General features: G+C 72.5%; 20 protein-coding genes. 14 read left to right on the forward strand and 6 right to left on the reverse strand.

Annotation, left to right across the window (positions count from 1 at the left end; all coding sequences use genetic code 11):
- Nucleotides 1–2: 2 nt before the first annotated feature.
- Nucleotides 3–185, reverse strand: coding sequence for a ribbon-helix-helix protein, CopG family (locus OHS82_RS23320; RefSeq protein WP_057579068.1), 183 nt, complete (start codon nt 183–185; stop codon nt 3–5).
- A gap of 151 nt (nt 186–336) precedes the next feature.
- On the opposite strand from OHS82_RS23320, the gene OHS82_RS23325 reads away from it, so the two are divergent.
- Nucleotides 337–774: a MarR family winged helix-turn-helix transcriptional regulator gene (locus tag OHS82_RS23325; RefSeq protein ID WP_057579065.1), complete on the forward strand. Its 438-nt coding sequence runs from the start codon at nt 337–339 to the stop codon at nt 772–774.
- Between the two features lie 123 nt (nt 775–897).
- Entirely contained in the window at nt 898–2,169 is a 1,272-nt protein-coding gene (locus OHS82_RS23330; protein WP_057579062.1) for an MFS transporter, read from the forward strand.
- 36 nt (nt 2,170–2,205) lie between these two features.
- Here OHS82_RS23330 and OHS82_RS23335 read toward each other — a convergent pair whose 3' ends face one another.
- On the reverse strand, nt 2,206–2,751 hold the full coding sequence (locus OHS82_RS23335; RefSeq protein ID WP_328434403.1) for a GNAT family N-acetyltransferase: 546 nt from the start codon (nt 2,749–2,751) through the stop codon (nt 2,206–2,208).
- A gap of 51 nt (nt 2,752–2,802) precedes the next feature.
- Between OHS82_RS23335 and thpR the strand changes: the two genes are divergently transcribed.
- A complete protein-coding gene (gene thpR / locus OHS82_RS23340) occupies nt 2,803–3,375 on the forward strand; it encodes an RNA 2',3'-cyclic phosphodiesterase (RefSeq protein WP_328434404.1) in 573 nt (190 codons plus the stop codon).
- Between the two features lie 177 nt (nt 3,376–3,552).
- On the opposite strand, the gene OHS82_RS23345 is transcribed toward thpR, so the two are convergent.
- From OHS82_RS23345 to OHS82_RS23355, 3 genes are all read right to left on the reverse strand, one after another.
- A complete protein-coding gene (locus OHS82_RS23345) occupies nt 3,553–4,545 on the reverse strand; it encodes an aldo/keto reductase (RefSeq protein ID WP_057579059.1) in 993 nt (330 codons plus the stop codon).
- 58 nt (nt 4,546–4,603) lie between these two features.
- Nucleotides 4,604–5,194 (reverse strand): Uma2 family endonuclease, encoded by a 591-nt coding sequence (locus tag OHS82_RS23350; protein ID WP_057579058.1) that lies wholly within the window; start codon nt 5,192–5,194, stop codon nt 4,604–4,606.
- Nucleotides 5,195–5,313: 119 nt separating this feature from the next.
- Nucleotides 5,314–5,988, reverse strand: a complete 675-nt coding sequence (locus OHS82_RS23355; protein ID WP_328434405.1) for an SGNH/GDSL hydrolase family protein — start codon at nt 5,986–5,988, stop codon at nt 5,314–5,316.
- A gap of 111 nt (nt 5,989–6,099) precedes the next feature.
- On the opposite strand from OHS82_RS23355, the gene OHS82_RS23360 reads away from it, so the two are divergent.
- The 3 genes from OHS82_RS23360 to OHS82_RS23370 all read left to right on the forward strand — a co-directional run bounded on the left by OHS82_RS23360 (nt 6,100) and on the right by OHS82_RS23370 (nt 10,665).
- On the forward strand, nt 6,100–7,116 hold the full coding sequence (locus OHS82_RS23360) for a WD40 repeat domain-containing protein (protein WP_328434406.1): 1,017 nt from the start codon (nt 6,100–6,102) through the stop codon (nt 7,114–7,116).
- 181 nt (nt 7,117–7,297) lie between these two features.
- A complete protein-coding gene (locus OHS82_RS23365) occupies nt 7,298–8,836 on the forward strand; it encodes a cellulase family glycosylhydrolase (protein ID WP_057579052.1) in 1,539 nt (512 codons plus the stop codon).
- Nucleotides 8,837–9,057: 221 nt separating this feature from the next.
- Nucleotides 9,058–10,665 carry an alpha/beta hydrolase gene (locus OHS82_RS23370; protein ID WP_057579050.1) on the forward strand — a complete coding sequence of 536 codons (1,608 nt, stop codon included), beginning with the start codon at nt 9,058–9,060 and terminating at the stop codon, nt 10,663–10,665.
- A 90-nt stretch (nt 10,666–10,755) separates the two neighbouring features.
- Here OHS82_RS23370 and serC read toward each other — a convergent pair whose 3' ends face one another.
- Entirely contained in the window at nt 10,756–11,874 is a 1,119-nt protein-coding gene (gene serC, locus OHS82_RS23375) for a phosphoserine transaminase (protein ID WP_057579049.1), read from the reverse strand.
- Nucleotides 11,875–11,967: 93 nt separating this feature from the next.
- Between serC and OHS82_RS23380 the strand changes: the two genes are divergently transcribed.
- The 8 genes from OHS82_RS23380 to OHS82_RS23415 all read left to right on the forward strand — a co-directional run bounded on the left by OHS82_RS23380 (nt 11,968) and on the right by OHS82_RS23415 (nt 24,693).
- On the forward strand, nt 11,968–14,949 hold the full coding sequence (locus OHS82_RS23380) for an FAD-binding and (Fe-S)-binding domain-containing protein (RefSeq protein ID WP_328434407.1): 2,982 nt from the start codon (nt 11,968–11,970) through the stop codon (nt 14,947–14,949).
- Nucleotides 14,950–15,067: 118 nt separating this feature from the next.
- Entirely contained in the window at nt 15,068–16,192 is a 1,125-nt protein-coding gene (locus tag OHS82_RS23385; protein ID WP_328434408.1) for a lipid II:glycine glycyltransferase FemX, read from the forward strand.
- Between the two features lie 228 nt (nt 16,193–16,420).
- Nucleotides 16,421–17,380, forward strand: a complete 960-nt coding sequence (locus tag OHS82_RS23390; RefSeq protein ID WP_057579046.1) for an EamA family transporter — start codon at nt 16,421–16,423, stop codon at nt 17,378–17,380.
- Between the two features lie 166 nt (nt 17,381–17,546).
- Entirely contained in the window at nt 17,547–18,341 is a 795-nt protein-coding gene (locus OHS82_RS23395; RefSeq protein ID WP_057579045.1) for a TIGR03084 family metal-binding protein, read from the forward strand.
- Complete coding sequence (locus OHS82_RS23400; RefSeq protein ID WP_057579043.1) at nt 18,338–20,032, forward strand: acyclic terpene utilization AtuA family protein; 1,695 nt, start codon at nt 18,338–18,340, stop codon at nt 20,030–20,032. The genes OHS82_RS23395 and OHS82_RS23400 overlap by 4 nt, the downstream gene beginning before the upstream one ends.
- The gene (locus tag OHS82_RS23405) at nt 20,029–21,627 is read left to right on the forward strand and encodes an acyl-CoA carboxylase subunit beta (RefSeq protein ID WP_057579041.1); all 1,599 of its coding nucleotides are present in this window, start codon (nt 20,029–20,031) and stop codon (nt 21,625–21,627) included. The genes OHS82_RS23400 and OHS82_RS23405 overlap by 4 nt, the downstream gene beginning before the upstream one ends.
- A 5-nt stretch (nt 21,628–21,632) precedes the next feature.
- Nucleotides 21,633–23,480 carry an acetyl/propionyl/methylcrotonyl-CoA carboxylase subunit alpha gene (locus OHS82_RS23410; protein WP_057579039.1) on the forward strand — a complete coding sequence of 616 codons (1,848 nt, stop codon included), beginning with the start codon at nt 21,633–21,635 and terminating at the stop codon, nt 23,478–23,480.
- 82 nt (nt 23,481–23,562) lie between these two features.
- Entirely contained in the window at nt 23,563–24,693 is a 1,131-nt protein-coding gene (locus OHS82_RS23415; RefSeq protein ID WP_057579037.1) for an acyl-CoA dehydrogenase family protein, read from the forward strand.
- The last annotated feature ends 49 nt before the right edge of the window (nt 24,694–24,742 follow it).

Consider the following 24,742-nt stretch of genomic DNA (forward strand, 5'->3'; position numbering starts at 1 on the left):
GCTCAGGTGCGCCCGTAGAACTCTTCCGTCTCGTCGACGGCGGTCTGGAACCGCTCGTCGAAGTCATCGCGAATGAGCGTCCGGACGACATAGTCCTGGACGCTCATTCCCCTTTTCGCGGCATGCTGCCGGAGCCGCTCGAGCAGCTCCCCGTCTATCCGCAGGCTGAGCACACTGGTCCCCATGAGACGAGGGTCGCGGGCACGTACCGCACCTCGGCCTCTTTCCGCTGCCTACTCACTCCTTCGAGTGACGCTGGGGTTTCCGTGGCCAGGGTCACGGGAATCCCCCTGCGCGCCAGCTTGTTTAGCCAGGGTAATGAGTTACGCTAAAGAGATGCCTGACCTCACCCATGGCGACGACGCTGCCGCCGTGAACTCCCTGCGATCGGCCGTGATGCGGCTGTCCCGTCGACTCAAGCACCAGCGGGTCGACGAGTCACTGAGCCCCACCGAGATGTCGGTGCTCGGCACCCTCTCCCTCTGCGGCAGCGCCACCCCCGGCGAACTCGCCCGCAAGGAACACGTGCAGCCGCCCTCGATGACCCGCATCGTGGCGCTGCTGGAGGCCAAGGGCCTGGTCCGGCTGGAGCCGCACCCCGAGGACCGCCGCCAGAAGGTCGTCACCAAGACCGAGCAGGCCGAGGCCATGCTCGCGGAGAGCCGCGCCAAGCGGAACGCCTTCCTGGCCACCCTGGTCGACGGCCTCGACGAGGACGAGTGGGCGAAACTGCGCGCCGCCGCCCCCGTGCTGGAGAAGCTCGCACACCTGTAACCCCATGCCGAGGAGGCGACCCTTTTGAGTTCGGGACCCGGAGCAGACTCCGCCCCCGCACCGACCGCCCACGAGACCCTTGCCGGGAAGCCCGCCAAGTCATCCACGTCGTCCACGTCGTCCATGTTCAGCTCCCTGAAGGTCAGGAACTACCGCCTGTTCTTCCTGGGCCAGGTCGTCTCCAACATCGGCACCTGGATGCAGCGCATCGCCCAGGACTGGCTGGTGCTCAGCCTCACCGGCTCCGCCACCGCCGTCGGCGTCACGACGGCCCTGCAGTTCCTGCCGATGCTGCTCTTCGGGCTCTACGGCGGCGTCCTCGTCGACCGGCTGCCCAAGCGCCGCACGCTGCTGTTCACCCAGTCCGCGATGGCCCTCACCGGCATCGCGCTCGCCGTCCTCAGCCTCTCCGGTCACGTCCAGGTCTGGCACGTCTACGTCGCCGCGTTCGCCGTCGGCCTCGCGACGGTCCTGGACAACCCCGCACGGCAGACCTTCGTCTCCGAGATGGTCGGACCCGACCAGCTCCAGAACGCGGTCAGCCTCAACTCCGCGAACTTCCAGTCGGCCCGGCTGATCGGCCCCGCCGTGGCCGGCGTGATGATCACCGGCGTCGGCACCGGCTGGGCGTTCCTCTTCAACGGCCTGTCCTTCGTCGCGCCCCTCGCCGGCCTGCTGTTGATGCGCTCGCGCGACCTGCACGCCGTCGAACGCGCCCCGCGCGGCAAGGGCCAGCTGCGGGAGGGCCTCCAGTACGTCGCCGGCCGCCCCGACCTCATCTGGACGATCGTCCTGGTCGGGTTCGTCAGCACCTTCGGGTTCAACTTCCCCGTCTACCTCTCGGCCTTCGCCGACGACGTCTTCCACGCGGGCGCGGGCTCCTACAGCCTCTTCAACACGCTCATGGCGGTCGGTTCCCTCGCCGGCGCCCTGCTCGCGGCCCGCCGCGGCACGGCCCGGATGCGGGTGCTGGTCGCCGGGGCGGTGGCCTTCGGAGCGATGGAGATCGTGGCCGCCACGGCCCCCTCCCTGTGGCTGTTCGCCCTGCTCATGGCCCCGATCGGGATGTTCGGCATGACGGTCAACGTCACCGCGAACAGCAGCGTCCAGCTGGGCACCGACCCGGCCATGCGGGGCCGCGTGATGGCCCTGTACATGATGGTGTTCATGGGCGGCGCCCCGATCGGCGCGCCGATCGCCGGCTGGATCACCGACGCGTACGGCGTGCGGGCCGGCATGGCGGCCGGCGGCGCCGTCTCGGCCGCCGCGGCCGTCACCGTCGGCCTGGTCCTGGCCCGGATGGGCGACCTGCGCCTGTCGGTCCGCTGGCACCACGGCCACCCGAGCGTGCGCCTCGTCCCGCGCGCGGAGCGGGAACTCGCCACAGTCGCCTGACGCCCGCCCCGCCGGCCGGTGGACGCGGGCGGCCCGTCAGCCGGTGGGCGTGGCGGGCGGGCCCACTCTCCGGGCCAGCACCTGCCCGGGCCACTGATGCTCCCCGACCGTGTACGCCTGCGTCGGGGTGAAGCCGTTGGCCTCGTAGTAGGCGACGAGCCTGCGGTCGTCGCCCGCGTAGCAGTCCACCCGCAGCAGTCCGACGCCCGCCCGCCGGGTCGCCTCGGCGGCGTGCTCGAGCAGTGCGCCGCCCACGCCGTGGCCCTTGAAGCGCCGGTCAGAGGCCAGCCAGTGGATGTACCGCTCGGGCTCCCCGGGCGGCGGGAGGTGCGCGAGGTACGCGCCGGGCGCGTCGGTGAGCGTGAGGGCGGCGGCCGGCTCGCCGTCGGCCTCGGCGACGAACGCCCACCCCTCCTCCAGGTACCGGACCACGGACTCGACCGTCTTCGGGTTCTCCGACAGGGGCTTCGTCCCCCACTGGCCGGGTCGCCCCTGTGCGACGAGCCACGCCACGCTGCTGTCGAGCATGGCGAGCATCACCGGGACGTCGTCGGGTCCGCCTTCTCTGATGGTGATCCGCATGACGCCCATATTGCCGGGCGCGCTGCCGGTCCCGCCGGGAAAATCAGGGGCATGAGACTCTTCGCCGCCGTGCTGCCCCCGGACGACATCGCCGACGAACTCGCCGCCGAGGCCGCCCGGTTGCGCACGCTGCCCGGTGCGGACGGGCTGCGCTGGACGGACCGCGCCGGCTGGCACTTCACCCTCGCCTTCTACGGAGAGGTCGACGACGTCCTCGTCCCGGAGTTGTCGGCACGGCTGCAGCGGGCCGCGCACCGCGGTGCGCCCTTTCCGCTGGCCGTGCGCGGCGGCGGCGCGTTCGGGCACGGGCGGGCGCTGTGGGCGGGGGCGGCCGGGGACGTGCCCGCGCTGCGGCTGCTGGCCGACCGGGCGGAGGCGGCGGGGCGCAAGGCGGGCCTGGACATGGGCGGGCACCGCCGCTACACGGCGCACCTGACCCTGGCCCGCAGCCGGGACGAGGTGGACGTCCGGGCGTACGTCGAGGCGCTGGACGCCTTCGCGGGCCGGACCTGGACGGTGGGGGAGCTGGTGCTGGTCCGCAGCAACCTGCCGAGGTCCGGCGTCCCCGGGGAGCAGCCCCGCTACGAACCGGCCGGGCGCTGGCCGCTCGGCGGGGCCGGTTAGGCTCGACGGGTGGACCCGAAGACCCGGAACCGGATCATGGCCGGTGTGCTCGTGCTGTTGTTCGTCGTGGTGGCGGTGGCGGCGGCCGTCGGAAAGTGACCTGAGCGATCTCGGGCCGACCGTCCGACGGCGGCCGTCGTCAGCGCGCCGTGCCCGGTGCGGGCGCGGGGCCGCCCCCTACCAGGCGAAGGCCTCCGGAGACGGTCCCGGGCCGGGGAAGATTTCATCGAGGCCGGTCAACAGTTCCTCGCCCAGCTCCAGTTCGACCGCGCGCAGCGCCGAGTCGAGCTGCTGCGCGGTGCGCGGGCCGACGATCGGGCCCGTCACGCCGGGCCGGTTGAGCAGCCAGGCCAGCGCGGCCTCGCCGGGCTCGACGCCGTGCTTCTCGAGCAGGTCCTCGTAGGCCTGGATCTGCGCGCGCGTGCCGGTGTCGGCGAGGGCGTCGGCGGCCCGCCCGGAGGCGCGGCGACCGCCCTCGGCCTGCTTCTTGATGACCCCGCCCAGCAGTCCGCCGTGCAGCGGGGACCAGGGGATGACCCCGAGGCCGTACTCCTGCGCGGCCGGGATCACCTCCATCTCGGCGCGCCGCTCGGCCAGGTTGTAGAGGCACTGCTCGCTGACGAGGCCGATCGTGCCGCCGCGCCGGTCGGCGGTCTCGTTGGCCTGGGCGATCTTGTAGCCGGGGAAGTTGGACGATCCCGCGTAGAGGATCTTCCCCTGCTGCACCAGCACGTCGACGGCCTGCCAGATCTCCTCGAAGGACGTGGCGCGGTCGATGTGGTGGAACTGGTAGAGGTCGATGTGGTCGGTCTGCAGCCGCTTGAGGCTGGCGTCGACTGCCCGCCGGATGTTCAGCGCGGAGAGCTTGTCGTGGTTGGGCCAGGCGTCGCCGTCGGCGGCCATGTTCCCGTACACCTTGGTGGCGAGGACGACCTTGTCGCGCCGGTCGCCGCCCTTCGCCAACCAGTTCCCGATGATCGATTCCGTACGGCCCTTGTTCTCGCCCCACCCGTACACGTTGGCCGTGTCGAAAAAGTTGATGCCCGCCCCGAGTGCCGCGTCCATGATGGCGTGACTGTCGGCTTCGTCGGTCTGCGGGCCGAAGTTCATGGTGCCGAGGACGAGGCGGCTGACCCTGAGTCCGGTGCGTCCGAGCTGCGTGTACTTCATGGAACTCAAGCCAACGTCTTGGAGTGCGCTCGATGCAAGGGGGACGGCCGGGGGCGGGTCAGTCGCGGGGGAACTCGTCGGTCCTGAGGGTGAGGCCGAGGGGGGCGGAGAGGTCGATCTCCGCGCCGAAGGCGACGGACAGTTCACTCAGGTACTCGCCGTCCTTGGGCTCGGTGAACAGATGGCACTTGCCCTGGTAAGGATCGGCGATCAAGAGGACGGGGACCTCGGCGGTGGCGTAGGCGGTCTTCTTGGGGCCGTAGTCGTTGGCCGCCGTACCGTTCGAGATGACCTCGGCGACGAACTCCACGTCCTCGTAATGCCAGCGCCCTTCGTCGTCCTTCTCGGCGGACTCGCAGAGCTTGACGACGTCTGGGCAGAACCCGTTCTCGTGGCCGGGGAAATCGATGCGGACGTCCGAGAAGACCCTGACGCCCTTCCCGAACCTGTGGCGCAGGGCGATGGCGATCTGGAAGATGATTTCCCAGTGGGTTTCCCGTTGCGGTGTCATGTGGACGTTGCCCCCGACGATCTCGACCCTGAATCCTTCGGGGACGGGCATCCGCTCAAGCCGCTCGAACCATTCGTCCAAGCGCCTGGTGTTCTCGTCGGCCATGTCGATCTCGATCCTGTCTTCCAGGACGGTCATCTGGCGCTCCTCCCCGGCCGCCCCCACGGACGAGTGCAGCCGCGCGGTACAACGATACGCACGGTGACCAGGGCACGGCGCGGAGCGCATATGCCAGAGACCGACGGGGTCGCGGGGCGTCAGCCCGCGTACTCCCCGCCCAGCTCCCACCCCTGGTGCATCGCCTCCGCGAAGGCCTCCGCCAGACGGTGTTCGCCGCTCGCGTTCGGGTGGGTGCCGTCGTAGGTGTCGGTGTCGATGTCCCAGGCCGGCGGGATCGAGGCCACCAGGATCGGGGAGTTCCGTTCGTCCAGGTCGGCGGCGGTCTTCGCCAGGAGTTCGTTGAACAGGTCGACCTGGGCGGCGAAGGGCTCGTCGTTGGCTGCGCGGACGTTGGGGATGACCGGCAGCCACACCATGGCGATCCGGGGGTTCGCGGCACGGGCCTCGGCGGCGAAGACGCGCGCGTTCGCCGCGGTCTGCTCGGCGTTCGTGTAGAAGCCCAGGTCGATCAGGCCGAGCGAGACCAGCAGGACGTCGGCCCGCGTCGTGCGCACCGCCTCGCGGATCAGCGGGGCCATCTGCTGCCAGCCCTCGCCCCAGCCCGCCAGATGCCCGCGGGGGAAGTCGGGGTCGGCGTACGCGTACGAGGTGGGCGCGTCCGCCGCCTTGTCGTAAAGGGTCTCGCGGGGGCCGACCAGGGTGAACGGCCCGCCGTACGCAGCGCACAGGTGCCGCCACATGCGGTAGCGCCAGGTGTGGTCGCCCGTGCTGCCGATCGTCATCGAGTCGCCTACGGGCATGAACCTGAGCATCCGCTCATGATGCTGGATCACGGCGGTGGGCGGGGGCGTGAAGCCCGGCACGGGGGTGTGAGGCCTGCCACGGAGCCTCGAACGACGGTGCGGGATGGCACGCTTGTGGGCATGCGCCGATCTTTCGCCGTCCGGGCCGGAGCCCTGCTCGCCGGAGTCCTTCTCTCGGGTGCCTTCAGCGTGCTCGCCGCGTCCACCGCGCCCGCCGCGTTCGCGGCCGACGGCGACAAGGGCTTCACCGTCGAGGACCCGCGCATCACCGAGTCCAGCGGTCTCGCCGCCTCACGTCAGCACCCCGGGATCTACTGGACCCACAACGACAGCGACGACGGCCCCTATCTCTACGCCGTCGACAGCGCGACCGGGAAGACCGTCGCCCGGATCACCCTGACCGGCGTCGGCACGCCCCGTGACGTCGAGGCGATCTCCATCGGCCCGGGCAACGAGATCTGGGTCGGCGACATCGGCGACAACCTCGGCGGCACCTGGAAGTACGTGTGGATCTACCGGCTGCCCGAGCCGAAGAAGCTGGTCGACCGGACCGTCAAGGCCACGCAGTACGTCGTGAAGTACTCCGACGGGCCCCGCGACGCCGAGTCGCTGCTCGTGCACCCCAGGACCGGGCGGGTCTACATCATCGACAAGAAGGAGGACGGCGGGCACCTCTACGAGGGGCCGGCGAAGCTCTCCACCTCCGGGGCGAACATCTTCAAGCCCATCGCTCCCGTCGACCTGTGGGCCACCGACGCCGCCTTCTCCCCGGACGGCGGCGAGCTCGCCGTCCGCGGCTACTTCGGGGGCATCTCCTACGCGTGGAACGGCGGGAAGATCAAGCGTGAGGGGCGGCTCGACGTGCCGCTGCAACGGCAGGGGGAGTCCGTGAGCTACTCCGCGGACGGGTCCGAGCTGATGTACGGGAGCGAGGGCGCAGGGAGTTCGGTGGTGGCGGAGGACGCGCCCGCGGGGGCCTCGTCGAGCTCCGAGAAGCCGTCCGGGGGCGGGGGTTCGAGTGCCTCCGGCGGCGGCGACGGCTCGTCGGCCACGGGCGGCGTCAAGGTCGGCGCGCTCGCCGTCGCGGCGCTGTGCGCCGTCGTCTTCGGCTTCCGGCGGCTGCGGCGCCGGCGCTGAGGGCGCGGCGGCCCCGAGGGCGTGGGATGGGCGCGGGGGAGGGCGGCGGGCCGTTCTGCGCGAACGGGACCGCCGTACTTCTTGACGTGGTCATGGTGTGTCAGTTTCCTGGGGAGTGCGCGGTGGATGGGAGCGCTCCCATCCCGTTCCGGGCCCGCGCCTCCCGAGAGGAAGCAGCGAGATGTTCCGCAACAGCTTGCGAAGAGTGCTGTGCGGCGTTGCCGCCGCGCTTTTGATACCGCTGGGCGCCGGTTCCGCAGGGGCGGCGATCGACTCCGGTGCGGCCGGCGTTCGTGCGGCCGACGCCGGGGCCGGTTACTGGCACACCAGCGGCCGCCAGATCCTCGACGCCGCCGGGCAGCCGGTCCGGATCGCCGGGATCAACTGGTTCGGCTTCGAGACCGGCAACTACGTCGTGCACGGTCTCTGGTCCCGTGACTACAAGAGCATGATCGACCAGATGAAGTCGCTGGGCTACAACACGATCCGCATCCCGTACAGCGACGACATCTTCAAGAGCTCGACCGTCCCCAACAGCATCGACTTCAGCAGCGGCAAGAACGCCGGCCTCCAGGGCCTCACCTCGCTCCAGGTCCTGGACAAGCTCGTCTCGTACGCCGGGCAGGACGGCCTGAAGGTCATCCTCGACCGGCACCGGCCGGACTCCGGGGGACAGTCGGCCCTCTGGTACACGGCGGCCGTCCCCGAGTCGACGTGGATCGCCAACCTCAGGTCCCTCGCGACCCGTTACAAGGGCCAGGACGCGGTCGTCGGCATCGATCTGCACAACGAGCCGCACGATCCGGCCTGTTGGGGCTGCGGCGACACGGCGACCGACTGGCGGCTGGCCGCGCAGCGGGCCGGGAACGCGGTCCTGTCGGCCAACCCCGACCTGCTGATCTTCGTCGAGGGCGTGCAGACCTTCAACGGGGTGTCCGGCTGGTGGGGCGGCAACCTGATGGGCGTCGGCCAGTACCCGGTGCAGCTCGACGTGGCGAACCGGGTCGTGTACTCGGCCCACGACTACGCGACGAGCGTCGCCCAGCAGAGCTGGTTCAGTGACCCGGCGTTCCCGGCGAACATGCCCGGGATCTGGGACAAGTACTGGGGCTACATCTTCAAGCAGAACATCGCGCCGGTGTGGGTGGGCGAGTTCGGCACCACGCTCCAGTCCACGGTGGACCAGAAGTGGCTGGCGGCGCTGGTGAGTTACCTGCGTCCGACCTCGACGTACGGCGCCGACTCCTTCCACTGGACCTTCTGGTCGTGGAACCCCAACTCCGGTGACACGGGCGGCATCCTGAAGGACGACTGGCAGACCGTGGACACCGTGAAGGACGGATACCTGACGAGCGTCAAGGCGCCCGGCTTCCCCGGCACGGGCGGCGGCGGAGGCGGTGGCGGGGGCGGCGGAGGCACGGCCGCGTGCAGCGCCGCCTACACCGTCAGCAGCGACTGGGGCGGCGGCTTCAACGCCGAGGTGAAGGTCACCAACACCGGGACCACGCCTCTGTCGTCCTGGAAGGTCACCTGGACCTGGAGCGGCGCGCAGCGGGTGACGAGCATGTGGAACGCGTCGTACACGCAGAGCGGTGCGACGGTGACCGCGTCCAACGCCGCGCACAACGGCACGGTGGCGGCGGGCGGTTCGACGAGCTTCGGCTTCGGCGGAGCGCCGGGGGGCGGCGGCGCGCCGTCGGTGACCTGCACGGCGGCCTGAGACGAGTGTGACCTGCACGGCGTTGTGGGAGCGGGGCGCCCGGTGAGGTGTTCGCCGGGCGCCCCGACCGTGGTTCCGGCGGTCTGTGAGGCGCCTGTGAAGCAAACGAGTTCAAAATTGTCGGCCGAAACGCTTCTTGCGGCCGGGCTTCTTCGGAAAGATCCAGTCGGGACCGTGAACCTTCCGGTCCCGTCGAACTCCCGATGGCGTGAAGGAACTTCATGAGAAGAAGCACAGCCGTACTGTGCGGCGCGACCGTCGTGCTGGCCGGGAGCCTCACGGCCGTCCCGGCCGAGGCCACGACGTCGCAGTCCGTCGCCCAGGCCGCTGCCCAGGCCACGAGGGTCACCTGGAAGAAGTGCGCCACGGACGACGCCCCGACGCTGCAGTGCGCGTCGGTGAAGGTGCCGCTCGACTACGCCAAGCCGCAGGGCCGGAAGATAACCCTGGCCCTGTCCCGTGTCCCGCACACCGCGCACAAGTACCAGGGCCCGCTGCTGGTCAACCCCGGCGGCCCCGGCGGCAGCGGTCTGTCGCTCGCCCCGTTCGTCGCCTCCTCGCTGCCGAAGGCGGTCGCGTCCCAGTACGACGTCATCGGCTTCGACCCGCGGGGCGTGGGCAAGAGCCAGCCCGCCCTGGACTGCAAGCCGGGCTACTTCAACCCGGTCCGCCCGGACTCCGTGCCGCGCACCGCCGCGATCGAGAAGGCCAACCTCTCGCGCGCGAGGGCCTTCGCCAAGGCCTGCGGGACGAAGTACGCCTCCGTCCTGCCGTACATCAACACGGTCAACGCCGTGAAGGACATGGACGCGATCCGCAAGGCGCTCGGCGCCCAGAAGATCAACTACTTCGGCTACTCGTACGGCACGTACCTGGGCCAGGTCTACGCCAAGCTCTATCCGACCCGGGTGCGCCGCCTGGTGCTGGACTCGATCGTCGACCCCGGCGGGGTCTGGTACGACGCCAACATCTCGCAGGACTACGCCTTCGACGCCCGCCAGAAGGCGCTGATGGCGTGGATCGCCAAGTACGACGGCACGTACAAGCTCGGCACGGACCCGGCCAAGATCGAGGCCAAGTGGTACGCGATGCGCGCGGCGCTCGCCAAGCACCCGGCCGGCGGCAAGGTGGGCGCCTCCGAGCTGGAGGACACCTTCATCCCCGGCGGGTACTACAACGGCTACTGGCCCACCCTCGCCACGGCGTTCGCCGCCTACGCCAACGACAAGAACGTCACCCCGCTCGTCAAGGCGTACGAGGGCATCGCGGCGATCGACGCCTCCGGCGACAACGGCTACAGCGTCTACACCGCCGTGCAGTGCCGTGACGTCTCCTGGCCGCGCGACTGGAACCAGTGGCGCAAGGACAACTGGGCCGTGTACAAGAAGGCTCCGTTCATGGCCTGGAACAACGCCTGGTACAACGCGCCCTGCGCGTACTGGCCCACGAAGACGATGAAGCCGGTGAGCGTCGCCAACAGCAAGCTCCCGCCGGTGCTGCTGTTCCAGGCGACGAACGACGCGGCCACCCCCTACCAGGGCGGCGTCGCGGTCCACCGTCTGCTCAAGCACTCCAGCCTGGTGGTGGAGCAGGGCGGCGGCAACCACGGCATCACGCTGAGCGGCAACGCCTGCCTCGACAAGTACCTGGCCAAGTACCTCACCGACGGCACCGTGCCGCGCGGCTCCGGAGTGGCCGACGCGGTCTGCAAGAAGACCGCCGACCCCCAGCCGGCGGCCGCGGCGCGGTCCGCACTGGCCGCGGGTCAGCAGCCGGCTGCCGTGAGCTCCGCCGACACCCTGCACGGGCTGCTCGGCGTCCGCGGCTGACCGACCTGCCGCGGAACCGAACGCGAAGGGCGCCCGGTGCGGTCACCGGGCGCCCTTCCTTCGTGTGCGGAGCGGTTAGGCCGTGTTGCGCTAGAGCTTCTCGATCACGTAGTCGACGCACTTGGTCAGGGCCTCGACGTCCGACGGGTCGATCGCCGGGAACATCGCGACGCGCAGCTGGTTGCGGCCGAGCTTGCGGTAGGGCTCGGTGTCGACGATGCCGTTGGCGCGCAGCACCTTGGCGATCGCGGCGGCGTCGATCTCCTCCGCGAAGTCGATCGTGCCGATGACCTGGGAGCGCTTGGCCGGGTCGGTGACGAACGGGGTGGCGTGCTTCGACTCCTCGGCCCAGCCGTAGAGGCGGCTCGAGGAGTCCTTGGTGCGGGCCGTCGACCAGGCGAGGCCGCCCTGGCCGTTGATCCACTCCAGCTGCTGGTCGAGCAGGAAGAGGGTCGCCAGCGCCGGGGTGTTGTACGTCTGGTTCTTGCGGGAGTTGTCGATCGCCGTCGGCAGGCTGAAGAACTCCGGGATGTGGCGGCCGGACGCGTGGATGCGCTCGGCGCGCTCGATCGCGGCCGGGGAGAACACGCCGATCCACAGGCCTCCGTCGGAGGCGAAGGACTTCTGCGGGGCGAAGTAGTAGACGTCCGTCTCGGCGATGTCGACCGGCAGGCCGCCCGCGCCGGAGGTGGCGTCCACCAGGACCAGGGAGCCCTCGTCGGCGCCCTGGACGCGCCGGAGCGGGGCGGCGACACCGGTGGACGTCTCGTTGTGCGTGAACGCGTACACGTCGACGCCCGCCTCGGCGGCCGGCTCGGGGTGCGTGCCCGGGTCGGAGGAGATCACGGTGGGCTCGGCCAGCCAGGGGGCGAGCTTCGCGGCCTTCGCGAACTTCGAGCTGAACTCGCCGAACGTGAGGTGCTGCGACCTGTTCTCGATCAGGCCGTGGGTCGCGACGTCCCAGAACGCGGTCGAGCCGCCGTTGCCCAGGATCACCTCGTACCCGTCCGGGAGCTGGAACAGGTCGGCGATGCCCGCGCGCACCCGGCCGACCAGGTTCTTCACCGGGGCCTGGCGGTGGGAGGTGCCGAGGAGGGACGTGCCGGTGGCGGCCAGGGCGTCCAGCGCCTCCACCCGCACCTTGGAGGGGCCCGCGCCGAATCGACCGTCGGCGGGCTTGATGTCAGCAGGAATCTGGATCTCAGCCACGGAAGGGAGGTTAGCCGGTGCGGGAAACCTGGGTGAAACCTCGTCCGTCGGGTGAGACGCGTTTTCGGGGCGCCGTTTTGGTTTGCTGGACGCATGACGGATCTCCAGGACCTCGAGGGTGAGCTGCGGCGGGTCGTCCGGGGGGACGTGGACTTCGGGGTGACGGCCCGGGCGCTGGTCACCATGGACGCCTCCAACTACCGGCGTGTCCCGCTCGGCGTCGTCGCGCCGCGGGACGCCGACGACGTGGCGGCCGTCCTGGAGGTGTGCCGGTCGCACGCGGCGCCGGTCGTCGCGCGCGGCGGGGGCACGTCCATCGCGGGGCAGGCGACGGGGACGGGGGTGGTGCTGGACTTCACCCGGCACATGAACCGGCTGGTGTCGCTGGACGCGGGGGCGCGTACGGCCGTCGTGCAGCCGGGGCTGGTGCTCGACCGGTTGCAGGAGGCCGCGGCCCCGCACGGGCTGCGCTTCGGCCCCGACCCGTCCACGCACAGCCGGTGCACGCTCGGCGGGATGATCGGCAACAACGCGTGCGGGTCCCATTCGGTGGCCTGGGGGACCACGGCGGACAGCGTGCGCGAGCTGTCGGTGCTCACCGCGCGCGGGGACCGGCTGCGGCTCGGACGGGGGTGGGCCGGTGCGCCGGACGGGCTGCGGGCGCTGGTGGACGGCGACCTCGCGCGGCTGCGAACCGGTTTCCCCGACCTGCCCCGCCGTATCTCGGGATACGCGCTGGACGCGCTGCTGCCCGAGAACCGCGCCGACGTCGCACGTTCCTTCTGCGGCAGCGAAGGCACCCTGGGCGTGCTCACGGAGGCCGTCGTCCGTCTCGTCGAGGCGCCACGCGCGCGTGCGCTCGCGGTGCTCGGGTACGCCGACGAGGGCGCCGCCGCCGAGGCCGCGGCCGGACTGCTGCCGTTCGGGCCGCTGACGGTGGAGGGCATGGCGGCCGACCTGGTGCCGCGGGCGACGTCGGTCGCCCTGCCGCGCGGCGGCGCCTGGCTGTTCGTGGAGACCGGCGGCGGGTCGGCGGACGAGGCACACGCGCGTGCGCGGACCATCGTGCGCGCGGCCGACGCCCTGGACGCGCGGGTGGTGACGGACCCGGCCGGGCAACGGGTGCTGTGGCGGGTGCGGGAGGACGCCGCCGGCACGGCGACCCGGATGCCCGGCGGCGGCGAGGCGTGGCCCGGCTGGGAGGACTGCGCGGTGCCGCCCGCCCGGCTCGGCGGCTATCTGCGCGACTTCCGCGGGCTGCTCGCGCGCCACGGCCTGCGCGGCACGCCGTACGGGCACTTCGGGGACGGCTGCATCCACGTCCGTATCGACTTCGACCTGTTGTCGGAGGCCGGCGTCGCCCGTTTCCGGCGTTTCTCGGAGGAGCTGGCGGAGCTGGTCGTGTCGCACGGCGGCTCGCTCTCCGGCGAGCACGGGGACGGGCAGGCGCGGGCCGAACTGCTGCCCCGGATGTACGGGGCCGAGCTGGTCGCGCTGTTCGAGCGGGCCAAGGGCGTGTGGGACCCGGACGACCTGCTCAACCCGGGGATGCTGGTGCGCCCCGCGCCCCTCGACACCGGCCTGCGCTTCTCCGTCCTGCCGCGCGAGCCGGTGGACGTGGAGTTCGGCTACCCGTCTGACGGCGGCGACTTCGCGGCGGCGGTGCGCCGGTGCGTGGGGGTCGCGAAGTGCCGCACGACGGCGGGGGCGACGGGACCCGCGGGTGCTCCCGGTGCGGCGGGGGAGGCGGGGGTGATGTGCCCGTCGTTCCGGGCCACGGGCCGCGAGGAGCACTCCACGCGCGGCCGGGCCAGGCTGCTGCACGAGATGCTGGCCGGCGAGCTGGTGACGGACGGCTGGCGCTCCACCGAGGTCCGGGACGCGCTGGACCTGTGCCTGTCCTGCAAGGGCTGCCGCTCGGACTGCCCGGTCGAGGTCGACATGGCCACCTACAAGGCGGAGTTCCTGCACCACCACTACGCGGGCCGCCGCCGCCCGGCCGCGCACTACAGCATGGGGCGGCTGCCGGTGTGGCTGCGGTGGGCGGCGCGGCTGCGCGCGGCGGCGGCCGTGAACGCGCTGGCCTCCGTGGGACCGCCCGCCCGGCTCGCGAAGCGGTTGGGCGGGATCGCGCCGGAGCGGGCGCTGCCGCGGCTGGCGCGCGAGACGTTCAGCGCGTGGTGGCGAGGGAGGCGGGCCGGAGGCGGGCCCGTGAGCGGGTCGGCGCCCGCGAGCCGGGAACCGGGCGACCTGGTCGTCCTGTGGCCCGACACCTTCACCGAGCACCTCTCGCCGTCCGTGGGCCGGGCGGCCGTCCGGGTGCTGGAGGCGGCCGGGCTGCGGGTGGCGCTGCCGCCCACACTGCGGATGCGGGGGCGGCCGGTGGGCGACGGACGGTCCCGGAGCGCGGCCGCATTGCTGACCGCCCGCCGGGGCCGGGTCTGCTGCGGGCTGACGTACGTCTCCACCGGTCAGCTCGACCACGCGCGCGCGGTGCTGCGCCGCACGCTCGACCTGATGGAACCGGTGCTGGAGACGGCCGCCCCGGTCGTCGTCCTGGAGCCGAGCTGCGCGGCCGCCCTGCGCACCGACCTGCCCGAGCTGCTGCACGACGACCCGCGCGCGGGCCTTCTCGCCGCCCGCGTCCTCACGTTCGCGGAGGCCCTGGAACGGCACGCCCCCGACTGGACCCCGCCCCGCCTGGACCGTCCGGCGGTCGGACAGACCCACTGCCACCAGCATGCGGTGCTGGGCGACGCGGCCGAACGGCGGCTGCGCGCGGCCGCGGGTCTCACCGGCGACCTGAGCGGCGGCTGCTGCGGCCTGGCGGGCGACTTCGGCTTCACGGCGGGTCACTTCGAGGTGTCGGCGGCCTGCGCGGAGGAGAGGCTTCTGCCGTCCGTGCGGACCGCCCCCGAGGACGCGCTGGTGCTGGCCGACGGCTACTCCTGCCGCACCCAGCTGGAGCAGCTGGCGGGGGTGCGGGGGAGGCACCTGGCGGAGGTCCTGGCGGAGGCCCTGCCGCAGGCGCCGGCGGGGCTTTCGGACGGCGAGGGTGCACCCACGCGCGCGTAGAGCACGGGGACACGCGGACGCGGGCGGCGTCAGGGCCGCGGGAGGGCGGCGACGGGCTCCTAGGGTGGCCGCAGCGGTCGTACGGCCGGCTGAACGGTCCCTCGGAGGAGCTCCGCGTATGAGTCTGTGTGTCCGGTCCATCAGCCGTGACGAGCACCTGGCGTTCGTCGCGGGACGTCCCTCCGTCAGTCACCTGCAGATCCCCTCGTGGGGCGATGTGAAGCCGGACTGGCGGGCCGAGAGCCTGGGGTGGACCGACGGGACGGGTGCGCTCGTGGGGGCCGGACTGGTGCTGCTGCGGCCGCTGCCGAGGCTGCGCAGGTATCTGGCGTACCTGCCCGAGGGGCCGGTCGTCGACTGGCACGCGCCGGATCTCGCCGAGCGCTGGCTGGCGCCGATGCTCGCGCACCTGAGGGAGCGGGGGGCGTTCTCGGTGAGGATGGGTCCGCCCGTCGTCGTACGGCGCTGGAGCGCCGACGCCGTCAAGGCGGCCGTCGCCGACCCCGACCTCCACCGGCTGGGGGACGTCGAGCCGACCTCGTACGAGCAGGGCGCCCAGGACATCGCCGATCGGCTGCGCCGGGCCGGCTGGCGGCAGGCCGAGCGGGGCGGCGAGGACGGTTTCGCGGCCGGCCAGCCGCGCCACGTCTTCCAGGTGCCGTTCGCGGGGCGGTCGCTGGACGACGTCCACAGCGGTCTGAACCAGCAGTGGCGGCGCAACATCAAGAAGGCGGAGAACGCGGGCGTGAAGGTGGTCCGGGGCGGGGCCGAGGACCTGCCGGTGTTCTACGGGCTGTACACCGAGACCGCCGAACGCGACCGCTTCGTGCCGCGCCCGCTGTCCTACTTCCAGCGGATGTGGAGCGCGCTGAACGCCGAGCGGCCCGACCGCATGCGCCTCTATCTCGCGCACCACGACGGGGAGGTCCTCGCCGCGGCCACCATGCTGACCGTCGGCGAGCACGTCTGGTACTCCTACGGCGCCTCCACCGGCCGCAGACGCGAGGTCCAGCCCAACAACGCCATGCAGTGGCGCATGATGACGGACGCGTACGAGCAGGGTGCGGCCGTCTACGACCTGCGGGGGATCACCGACACGCTGGACGAGTCCGACCACCTGCTCGGCCTGCTCCGCTTCAAGGCGGGCACGGGCGGCCAGGCGGTCGAGTACCTGGGCGAGTGGGACTTCCCCCTCAACAAGCTGCTGCACAGAGCCCTGCACCTGTACCTGGGCCGCCGATAGGCCCCCGGCCCCGGCCCCGGCCTCCGCTCCCGGCCTCCGCCTTCCGGCCTCCGCTCCCCGACTTCGCTTCCCGGCCTCCGCTCCCCGACTCCGGCCTCGATGTCTCGCAGCCTGAGACAGAGGCATAAAGGGTTCACACACCTGTCGGGGTCCACTAATCTGGACTCGGCAGTGCATCAAGATGAACACGCCGCGTCGAACTCGCCGAGCCGAACACCTGGACCGCCCGTGACCACCCCCGACACAGCCGCCGCCACCCCCGTCCCTGCCGCCTCACCGCTGACTCCCGGCGCTCCCGCGGCCGGCCCGGGCCGGTTCGGCTCCCTCGGTCCCGTCGGCCTGGTGCTCGCCGGCGGGATCTCGGTGCAGTTCGGCGGCGCGCTCGCGGTGACCCTGATGCCGAGGGCGGGCGCCCTGGGTGTGGTGGCGCTGCGGCTGCTGGTGGCCGCCGTGGTGCTGCTGGTCGTCTGCCGGCCGCGGCTGCGCGGCCACTCGCGCGCCGACTGGGGCACGGTCGTCGTCTTCGGCGTCACGATGGCCGCGATGAACGGCCTGTTCTACCAGGCGCTGGACCGCATCCCGCTGGGCCCGGCGGTGACGCTGGAGGTCCTCGGCCCGCTGGCCCTCTCGGTCGTCGCCTCGCGTCGCGCGCTGAACCTGGTGTGGGCCGCGCTGGCCCTCGTGGGCGTGTTCCTGCTCAGCGGCGGTGGGGGCGGCGCAGGCTTCGGGGCGCTCGACCCGGCGGGCGTCGCGTTCGCGCTGGGCGCCGGCGCGATGTGGGCGGCGTACATCGTCTTCAGCGCCCGCACCGGCCGACGGTTCCCGCAGGCGGACGGGCTCGCCCTCGCGATGGCGGTGGGCGCGCTGCTCTTCCTCCCGCTGGGCCTCGTGGAGTCGGGCGCGAAGCTCGCCGACCCGGTGACGCTGGGCCTGGGCGCGGCGGTGGCCCTGCTGTCCTCGGTCCTGCCCTACACCCTCGAACTGCTCGCCCTGCGCCGTCTGCCCGCGTCCACCTTCGCGATCCTGATGAGCCTGGAGCCGGCCATCGCCGCCACCGCGGGCTTCCTCATCCTCGACCAGGCCCTGACCACGGTCCAGGCGGCTGCGATCGCCCTGGTCGTGGCAGCAAGCATGGGCGCGGTACGGACCCAGGTCGGGCGGGGCAAGGCGGCTGTCCCGGAGGCGTGAGAGCGACTTCGCAGGCGCGTGCGCCGGCTCTTCGATCCCGCAGAACCGCCGTGACCCTGGCCGCGGTCCCGGCCGGAATGCCTGCCGGAATGCCTGCCGGAATGCCCGGGCAGAAATTATGCAAGCATGCTTGATTGTTTTTGGGGGCGCTGCCATGCTCCCTCCCATGGCCGACCCCATCCCCGTGCTCGACGACCTCCGTGCCGAAAGCGACGAACTCGACCGGCTGGTGGCCGGGTTGGGAGCGGCGCAGTGGGCGCTGCCGACGCCCGCGCCCGGCTGGACCGTCGCGCACCAGATCGCGCATCTCGCCTGGACCGACCGTTCCTCCGTGCTGGCCGTGACCGACCGGGACGCCTTCGCCCGTGAGGTCGAGAAGGCGCTGGCCGCGCCCGGCGACTTCGTGGACAACGGCGCCGAGGAGGGGGCCGCGCAGCCGCCCGGGCAGCTCCTCGCGGACTGGCGGACCGGGCGCGACGCCTTGCAGGAGGCGTTGCGCGCCGCCCCGGCGGGTGCGCGCTTCCCCTGGTACGGGCCGCCGATGGCCGCCGCCTCGATGGCCACCGCGCGACTCATGGAGACCTGGGCCCACGGCCTGGACGTGGCGGACGCGTTGGGGGCGGAGCCCGTGCCGACCGACCGGCTCCGGCACATCGTGCGCCTCGGCGTCCGCACCCGTGACTTCGCGTTCGGCGTGCACGGCCTGCCCACGCCCTTCGAGGAGTTCCGTGTGGAACTGCGGAGCCCCTCGGGGCAGTCGTGGACGTACGGTCCCGAGGACGCCGCCGACCGGGTCACCGGCTCCGCCTACGACTTCTGCCTCCTGGTGACCCAGCGCGCCCACCGCGCCGACCTCGGTCTGCGCGCCGAGGGCCCCGACGCCGACCGCTGGCTGGACGTCGCCCAGGCCTTCGCGGGCCCGCCCGGCAGCGGCCGTCCGCCGAAGGGGACGGCGTCGTGAGCGTGCTGCGCGTGGGCAACGCCTCCGGCTTCTACGGCGACCGCTTCGACGCCCTCCGCGAGATGCTCACCGGCGGCGAGCTGGACGTCGTCACCGGCGACTACCTGGCCGAGCTGACCATGCTGATCCTGGGCCGCGACCGGCTGAAGGATCCCGCCGCCGGTTACGCCCGCACCTTCCTGCGGCAGCTCGAGGAGTGCCTCGGCCTCGCCCACGAGCGCGGGGTGCGGATCGTCGCCAACGCCGGCGGCCTCAACCCGGCCGGGCTCGCCGACGCCGTGCGGGCGTCGGCGGACCGGCTCGGCATCCCGGTGCGCGTCGCGCACGTCGAGGGCGACGACCTCGGCCCCGCGTTCCCCGGCAGCCTCACCGCCCACGCCTACCTCGGCGGCTTCGGCATCGCCGCCTGTCTGCGCGAGGGCGCGGACGTCGTGGTCACCGGGCGGGTCACCGACGCGGCCCTGGTCACCGGCCCCGCCGCCGCCCGTTTCGGCTGGGGGCCGCGGGAGTACGACCGCCTCGCGGGCGCGGTCGTCGCCGGTCACGTCCTGGAGTGCGGGACACAGGCGACGGGCGGCAACTACGCGTTCTTCGCCGACGGCGGCGCCGGCCGTGACCTGCGGCGGCCCGGCTTCCCGCTCGCCGAGATCCACGAGGACGGCAGCTGCGTCATCACCAAGCACCCCGGCACGGGCGGTTTCGTCGACGTCGGCACGGTGACCGCCCAGCTGCTGTACGAGACGGGCGGCGCCCGGTACGCCGGCCCCGACGTCACCGCCCGGCTGGACACCGTGCGGCTCACCCAGGACGGCCCGGACCGGGTCCGGATCGACGGCGTGCGCGGCGAGGCCCCGCCACCCGCCCTCAAGGTCGGCCGCACCCGCCTCGGCGGCTTCCGCAACGAGGTCGTCTTCGTGCTCACCGGCCTCGACATCGAGGCCAAGGCGGCACTGGTGCGCGAGCAGATGACCGACGCGCTCGCCGAGTCGCCCCCAGCGGACGTCCGCTGGGAACTCGTCCGCACCGACCGACCCGACGCCGACACCGAGGAGACCGCCGGCGCGCTGCTGCGACTCGTCGCGCGCGACCCCGAAGAGGGCGTCGTCGGGCGGGCGTTGAGCGGGGCCGCCGTCGAGCTGGCGCTGGCCAGCTACCCCGGCTTCCATCTCCTCGCGCCCCCCGGCAAGGGCTCCCCGTACGGCGTGTTCGAGGCCTCGTCCGTCCCGCAGGGGGACGTCGAGCACGTCGCCGTCCTGCACGACGGCCGCCGCCTGACCGTCCCCGCGCCGCCGGCCGACGGCACCCGCCCGCTCGAGGCGGCGCCGGAACCCGACCTGCCCGAACCGCTGTCGCCCGGCCCCGTGCGGCGCGCACCCCTCGGGCTGGTCGCGGGCGCCCGCAGCGGCGACAAGGGCGGCGACGCCAACGTCGGCGTCTGGGCGCGGACGGACGACGCCTGGCGCTGGCTCGCCCACGAGCTGACGACCGACCGGCTGCGCGAACTCCTCCCCGAGTGCCGCACCCTGACCGTCACCCGGCACGCCCTGCCCCGGCTGCGCGCCCTGAACTTCGTCGTCGAGGGCCTGCTCGGCGCCGGCGTGGCCGACCGGCACCGCTTCGACCCACAGGCCAAGGCGCTCGGCGAATGGCTGCGCTCCCGCTGTCTGGACATCCCGGAGGCCCTCCTTTGACGGTCATCACGTCCGCCCTCGACATCCACGGCCCCGACCACCGTGCCCACCGCGAGGCCATGCTCGACAAGCTGGCCGGCCTCGAGGCCGAGCACGCCAAGGCGTCGGCCGGAGGCGGCGAGAAGTACGTCGCCCGGCACCGCGCGCGCGGCAAGCTCCTCGCCCGCGAGCGCATCGAGCTGCTCCTCGACCCCGACACGCCGTTCCTGGAACTGTCGCCGCTGGCCGCCTGGGGCAGCGACCACGCCGTCGGCGCGTCCCTCGTGACCGGCATCGGCGTCGTCGAGGGCGTGGAGTGCCTGATCACCGCCAACGACCCGACCGTGCGGGGCGGCGCCACCAACCCCTGGTCGCTGAAGAAGGCCCTGCGGGCCAACGACATCGCGCTCACCAACCGGCTGCCCTGCATCAGCCTGGTCGAGTCCGGCGGCGCCGACCTGCCCTCCCAGAAGGAGATCTTCATCCCGGGCGGGGCCGTCTTCCGCGATCTGACCCGGCTCTCCGCCGCCGGCATCCCGACCGTCGCCGTGGTCTTCGGCAACTCGACCGCGGGCGGCGCGTACGTCCCCGGCATGTCCGACCACGTGATCATGGTCAAGGAGCGGGCGAAGGTGTTCCTCGGCGGGCCGCCGCTGGTGAAGATGGCCACCGGGGAGGAGAGCGACGACGAGTCCCTGGGCGGCGCCGAGATGCACGCGCGCGTGTCCGGCCTCGCCGACCACTTCGCCGTCGACGAGCGGGACGCGCTGCGTCAGGCACGGCGCGTGGTGGCCCGCCTCAACCACCGCAAGGCGTACCCGGACCCGGGCCCCGCCGTCCCTCCCGAGTACGACGAGGAAGAGCTCCTGGGCATCGTGCCAGGGGACCTGCGGACCCCCTTCGATCCGCGCGAGGTCATCGCCAGGATCGTCGACGCCTCCGACTTCGACGAGTTCAAACCGCTGTACGGGACGAGCCTCGTCACCGGCTGGGCGAGCCTGCACGGCTACCCCGTCGGCATCCTGGCGAACGCCCAGGGCGTCCTGTTCAGCGCCGAGTCGCAGAAGGCCGCCCAGTTCATCCAGCTCGCCAACCAGCGCGACATCCCGCTGCTCTTCCTGCACAACACCACCGGCTACATGGTCGGCAAGGAGTACGAGCAGGGCGGCATCATCAAGCACGGCGCGATGATGATCAACGCGGTGTCCAACTCGAAGGTTCCGCACCTGTCGGTGCTCATGGGCGCGTCGTACGGCGCCGGCCACTACGGCATGTGCGGACGCGCCTACGACCCCCGGTTCCTGTTCGCCTGGCCGAGCGCCAAGTCGGCCGTGATGGGCCCGCAGCAGCTCGCCGGCGTCCTGTCGATCGTCGCCCGCCAGTCGGCGGCCGCGAAGGGCCACCCCTACGACGAGGACGCCGACGCCGCCCTGCGCGCCATGGTGGAACAGCAGATCGAGTCCGAGTCCCTGCCCATGTTCCTGTCGGGGCGCCTGTACGACGACGGCGTCATCGACCCGCGCGACACCCGCACCGTCCTCGGACTGTGCCTGTCGGCCGTGCACACGGCCCCGTACGAGGGCGCCCGCGGCGGCTTCGGCGTCTTCCGGATGTGAGGCTCATGATTACTTCCGTTCTGGTGGCCAACCGCGGCGAGATCGCCTGCCGCGTCTTCCGCACCTGCCGGGAGGCGGGCGTCCGCACCGTCGCCGTGCACTCGGACGCCGACGCCGGCGCGCTCCACACGCGCGTGGCGGACGCGGCCGTGCGGCTGCCCGGCAGCTCGCCCGCCGACACCTACCTGCGCGCCGACCTCGTGGTGAAGGCCGCCGTCGCCGCGGGCGCGGACGCCGTGCACCCCGGCTACGGCTTCCTGTCCGAGAACGCCGACTTCGCGCGCGCCGTCCTGGACGCGGGCCTCGTCTGGATCGGGCCGCCCCCCGAGGCGATCGAGGCCATGGCCTCCAAGACCCGCGCCAAACAGCTCATGGGCCTCACCGCCCTGGCCGCGGACGAGGTGACGGAGGCCGACCTGCCCGTGCTGGTGAAGGCGGCGGCGGGCGGCGGCGGGCGCGGCATGCGCGTCGTGCGCCGCCTGACGGAGCTGGGCCCCGCGCTGGAGGGCGCGCGCGCCGAGGCCGCGAGCGCCTTCGGCGACGGCGAGGTGTTCGTCGAGCCGTACGTGGAGAACGGCCGTCATGTCGAGGTGCAGATCCTCGCGGACGCACACGGCACGGTGTGGGCGCTCGGCACCCGCGACTGCTCGCTCCAGCGGCGCCACCAGAAGGTGATCGAGGAGGCGCCGGCGCCGGGTCTCGCCGAGCCCCTGGCGGAGGAACTGCGCGCGCTGGCCGTGCGCGCCGCGCGGGCCGTCTCCTACGTCGGCGCCGGCACCGTCGAGTTCCTCGTCGCGGACGGCCGCCCGCACTTCCTGGAGATGAACACCCGCCTCCAGGTCGAACACCCCGTCACGGAGGCCGTCTTCGGGCTCGACCTGGTGGCCGAGCAGATCCGGGTCGCGGAGGGCGCCGCCCTCGCCCCGGAGCCGCCGCCCGCCCGCGGTCACGCCGTCGAGGCCCGCCTCTACGCGGAGGATCCGGCGGCCGACTGGACCCCGCAGACCGGCGTCCTGCACCGTCTGTCCGTCCCCGGGGGCGTCCGGCTGGACACCGGCTACGGCGACGGCGACGACATCGGCGTCCACTACGACCCGATGCTCGCCAAGGTGGTCGCCCACGCCCCCACGCGCGCGGAGGCGGTCCGCAGGCTCGCGGGCGCTCTGGAACGCATGGTCGTGCACGGGCCGGTCACCAACCGCGACCTGCTGGTCCGTTCCCTGCGGCACCCGGAGTTCACGTCCGCCCGCATGGACACCGGCTTCTACGACCGGCACCTCGGCGACCTCACCGCCCCGGCGACCGACCCGTACGCCCCGCTGGCCGCCGCCCTCGCCGAGGCCCGCACCCGCTCACCGTTCGGCGGCTGGCGCAACGTGCCGTCCGCGCCGCAGACGAAGCGGTACGCGGTGGGCGGCGAGGAGATCGAGGTGGCGTACACACACGGCCGGTCCGGGCTCACGGCCGAGGGCGTCCAGGTCGTCCACGCGAGCCCGTCCCTGGTCGTCCTGGAGTCCGACGGCGTACGCCACCGCTACGAGATCGCCCGCTACGGCGACCAGGTCCACGTCAACGGTGAGACCCTCACGGCCCTCCCGCGCTTCCCGGCCCCGCAGGCCCAGCACGCCCCCGGTTCCCTCCTGGCCCCGATGCCGGGCACGGTCGTCAAGCTCGCGCCCGGTCTCATCACCGGATCGAGTGTCGAAGCGGGTGAACCACTGGTGTGGCTCGAAGCGATGAAGATGCAACACCTCATCTCCGCCCCGGCGACGGGAACCGTGACGGAGGTCCGGGTGACGGAAGGACAGCAGGTCCAGGTCGGCACCCTGCTGGCCGTGGTGCAGGACACCTAGGGGCGCGCGGGGCTGCATCGACATGCGGCTCCGCCGCGTGAGCGCGACCGGCCACGACGAACCCGCAGTCAAAGGAGCCACAGTGACGACCCTGATCGAATCCGACGAGCACAAGGCACTCCGCGCGGCGGTGACCTCCTTCGCCAAGGCCCACACCGACACCGCAGACCTCTGGCGGGCGGCCGCCGAACTCGGCTACATCGGCGTCAACCTCCCGGAGGCCTACGGAGGCGGAGGCGGCGGCATCACCGAACTCTCCCTCGTCCTCGAGGAGATGGGCGCCGCGGGCAATCCGCTCCTGATGATGATCGTCTCCCCGGCGATCTGCGGCACGGTCATCGCCCGCTTCGGCACCGAGGCCCAGAAACAGACGTGGCTCCCGGCGCTGGCCGACGGCAGCCGCCTCATGGCGTTCGGCATCACCGAACCCGACGCCGGCTCCAACAGCCACCGCATCACCACCACCGCCCGCCGCGACCCCGCGAGCGGCGACTGGCTGCTGACCGGTCGCAAGGTCTTCGTCTCCGGCGTGGACATCGCCGACGCGACCCTGATCGTCGGCCGCACCGAAGACGCGCGCACGGGCCGCCTCAAGCCCTGCCTGTTCATCGTCCCGCGCGACGCGCCCGGCTTCTCCCGCCGCCGGATCGACATGGAACTGCACAGCGTGGAGAAGCAGTTCGAGCTCGTCCTGGACGACGTGCGGCTCCCGGCCGACGCCCTGGTGGGCGACGAGGACGCCGGGCTGCTGCAGCTCTTCGCCGGTCTGAACCCGGAGCGCATCATGACGGCCGCCTTCGCTGTCGGCATGGGCCGGCACGCGCTGGCCCGAGCGATCGAGTACGCGCGCGAACGCACCGTCTGGGACACCCCCATCGGCGCCCACCAGGCCATCGCGCACCCCCTCGCACAGGCCCACATCGACCTCGAACTGGCCCGCCTGATGATGCAGAAGGCGGCCCACCTGTACGACGCGGGCGACGACGCGGGCGCGGGCGAGGCCGCCAACATGGCCAAGTACGCGGCGGGCGAGGCGTGTGTGAAGGCCGTCGACCAGGCCGTCCACACCCTCGGCGGCAACGGCCTCACGCGGGAGTTCGGCCTCGCCCGGTTGATAACGGCCTCCCGCGTGGCTCGTATCGCCCCGGTGAGCCGGGAGATGATTCTCAACTACGTCTCCCACCAGACCCTGGGCCTGCCCAAGTCGTACTGAACCGTCTCACCGGCCGCACCGGCCCGAAGCGCCCGAACCGGCACACCGA

The sequence above is a fragment of the Streptomyces sp. NBC_00425 genome, from assembly GCF_036030735.1.
GTDB lineage: Bacteria > Actinomycetota > Actinomycetes > Streptomycetales > Streptomycetaceae > Streptomyces.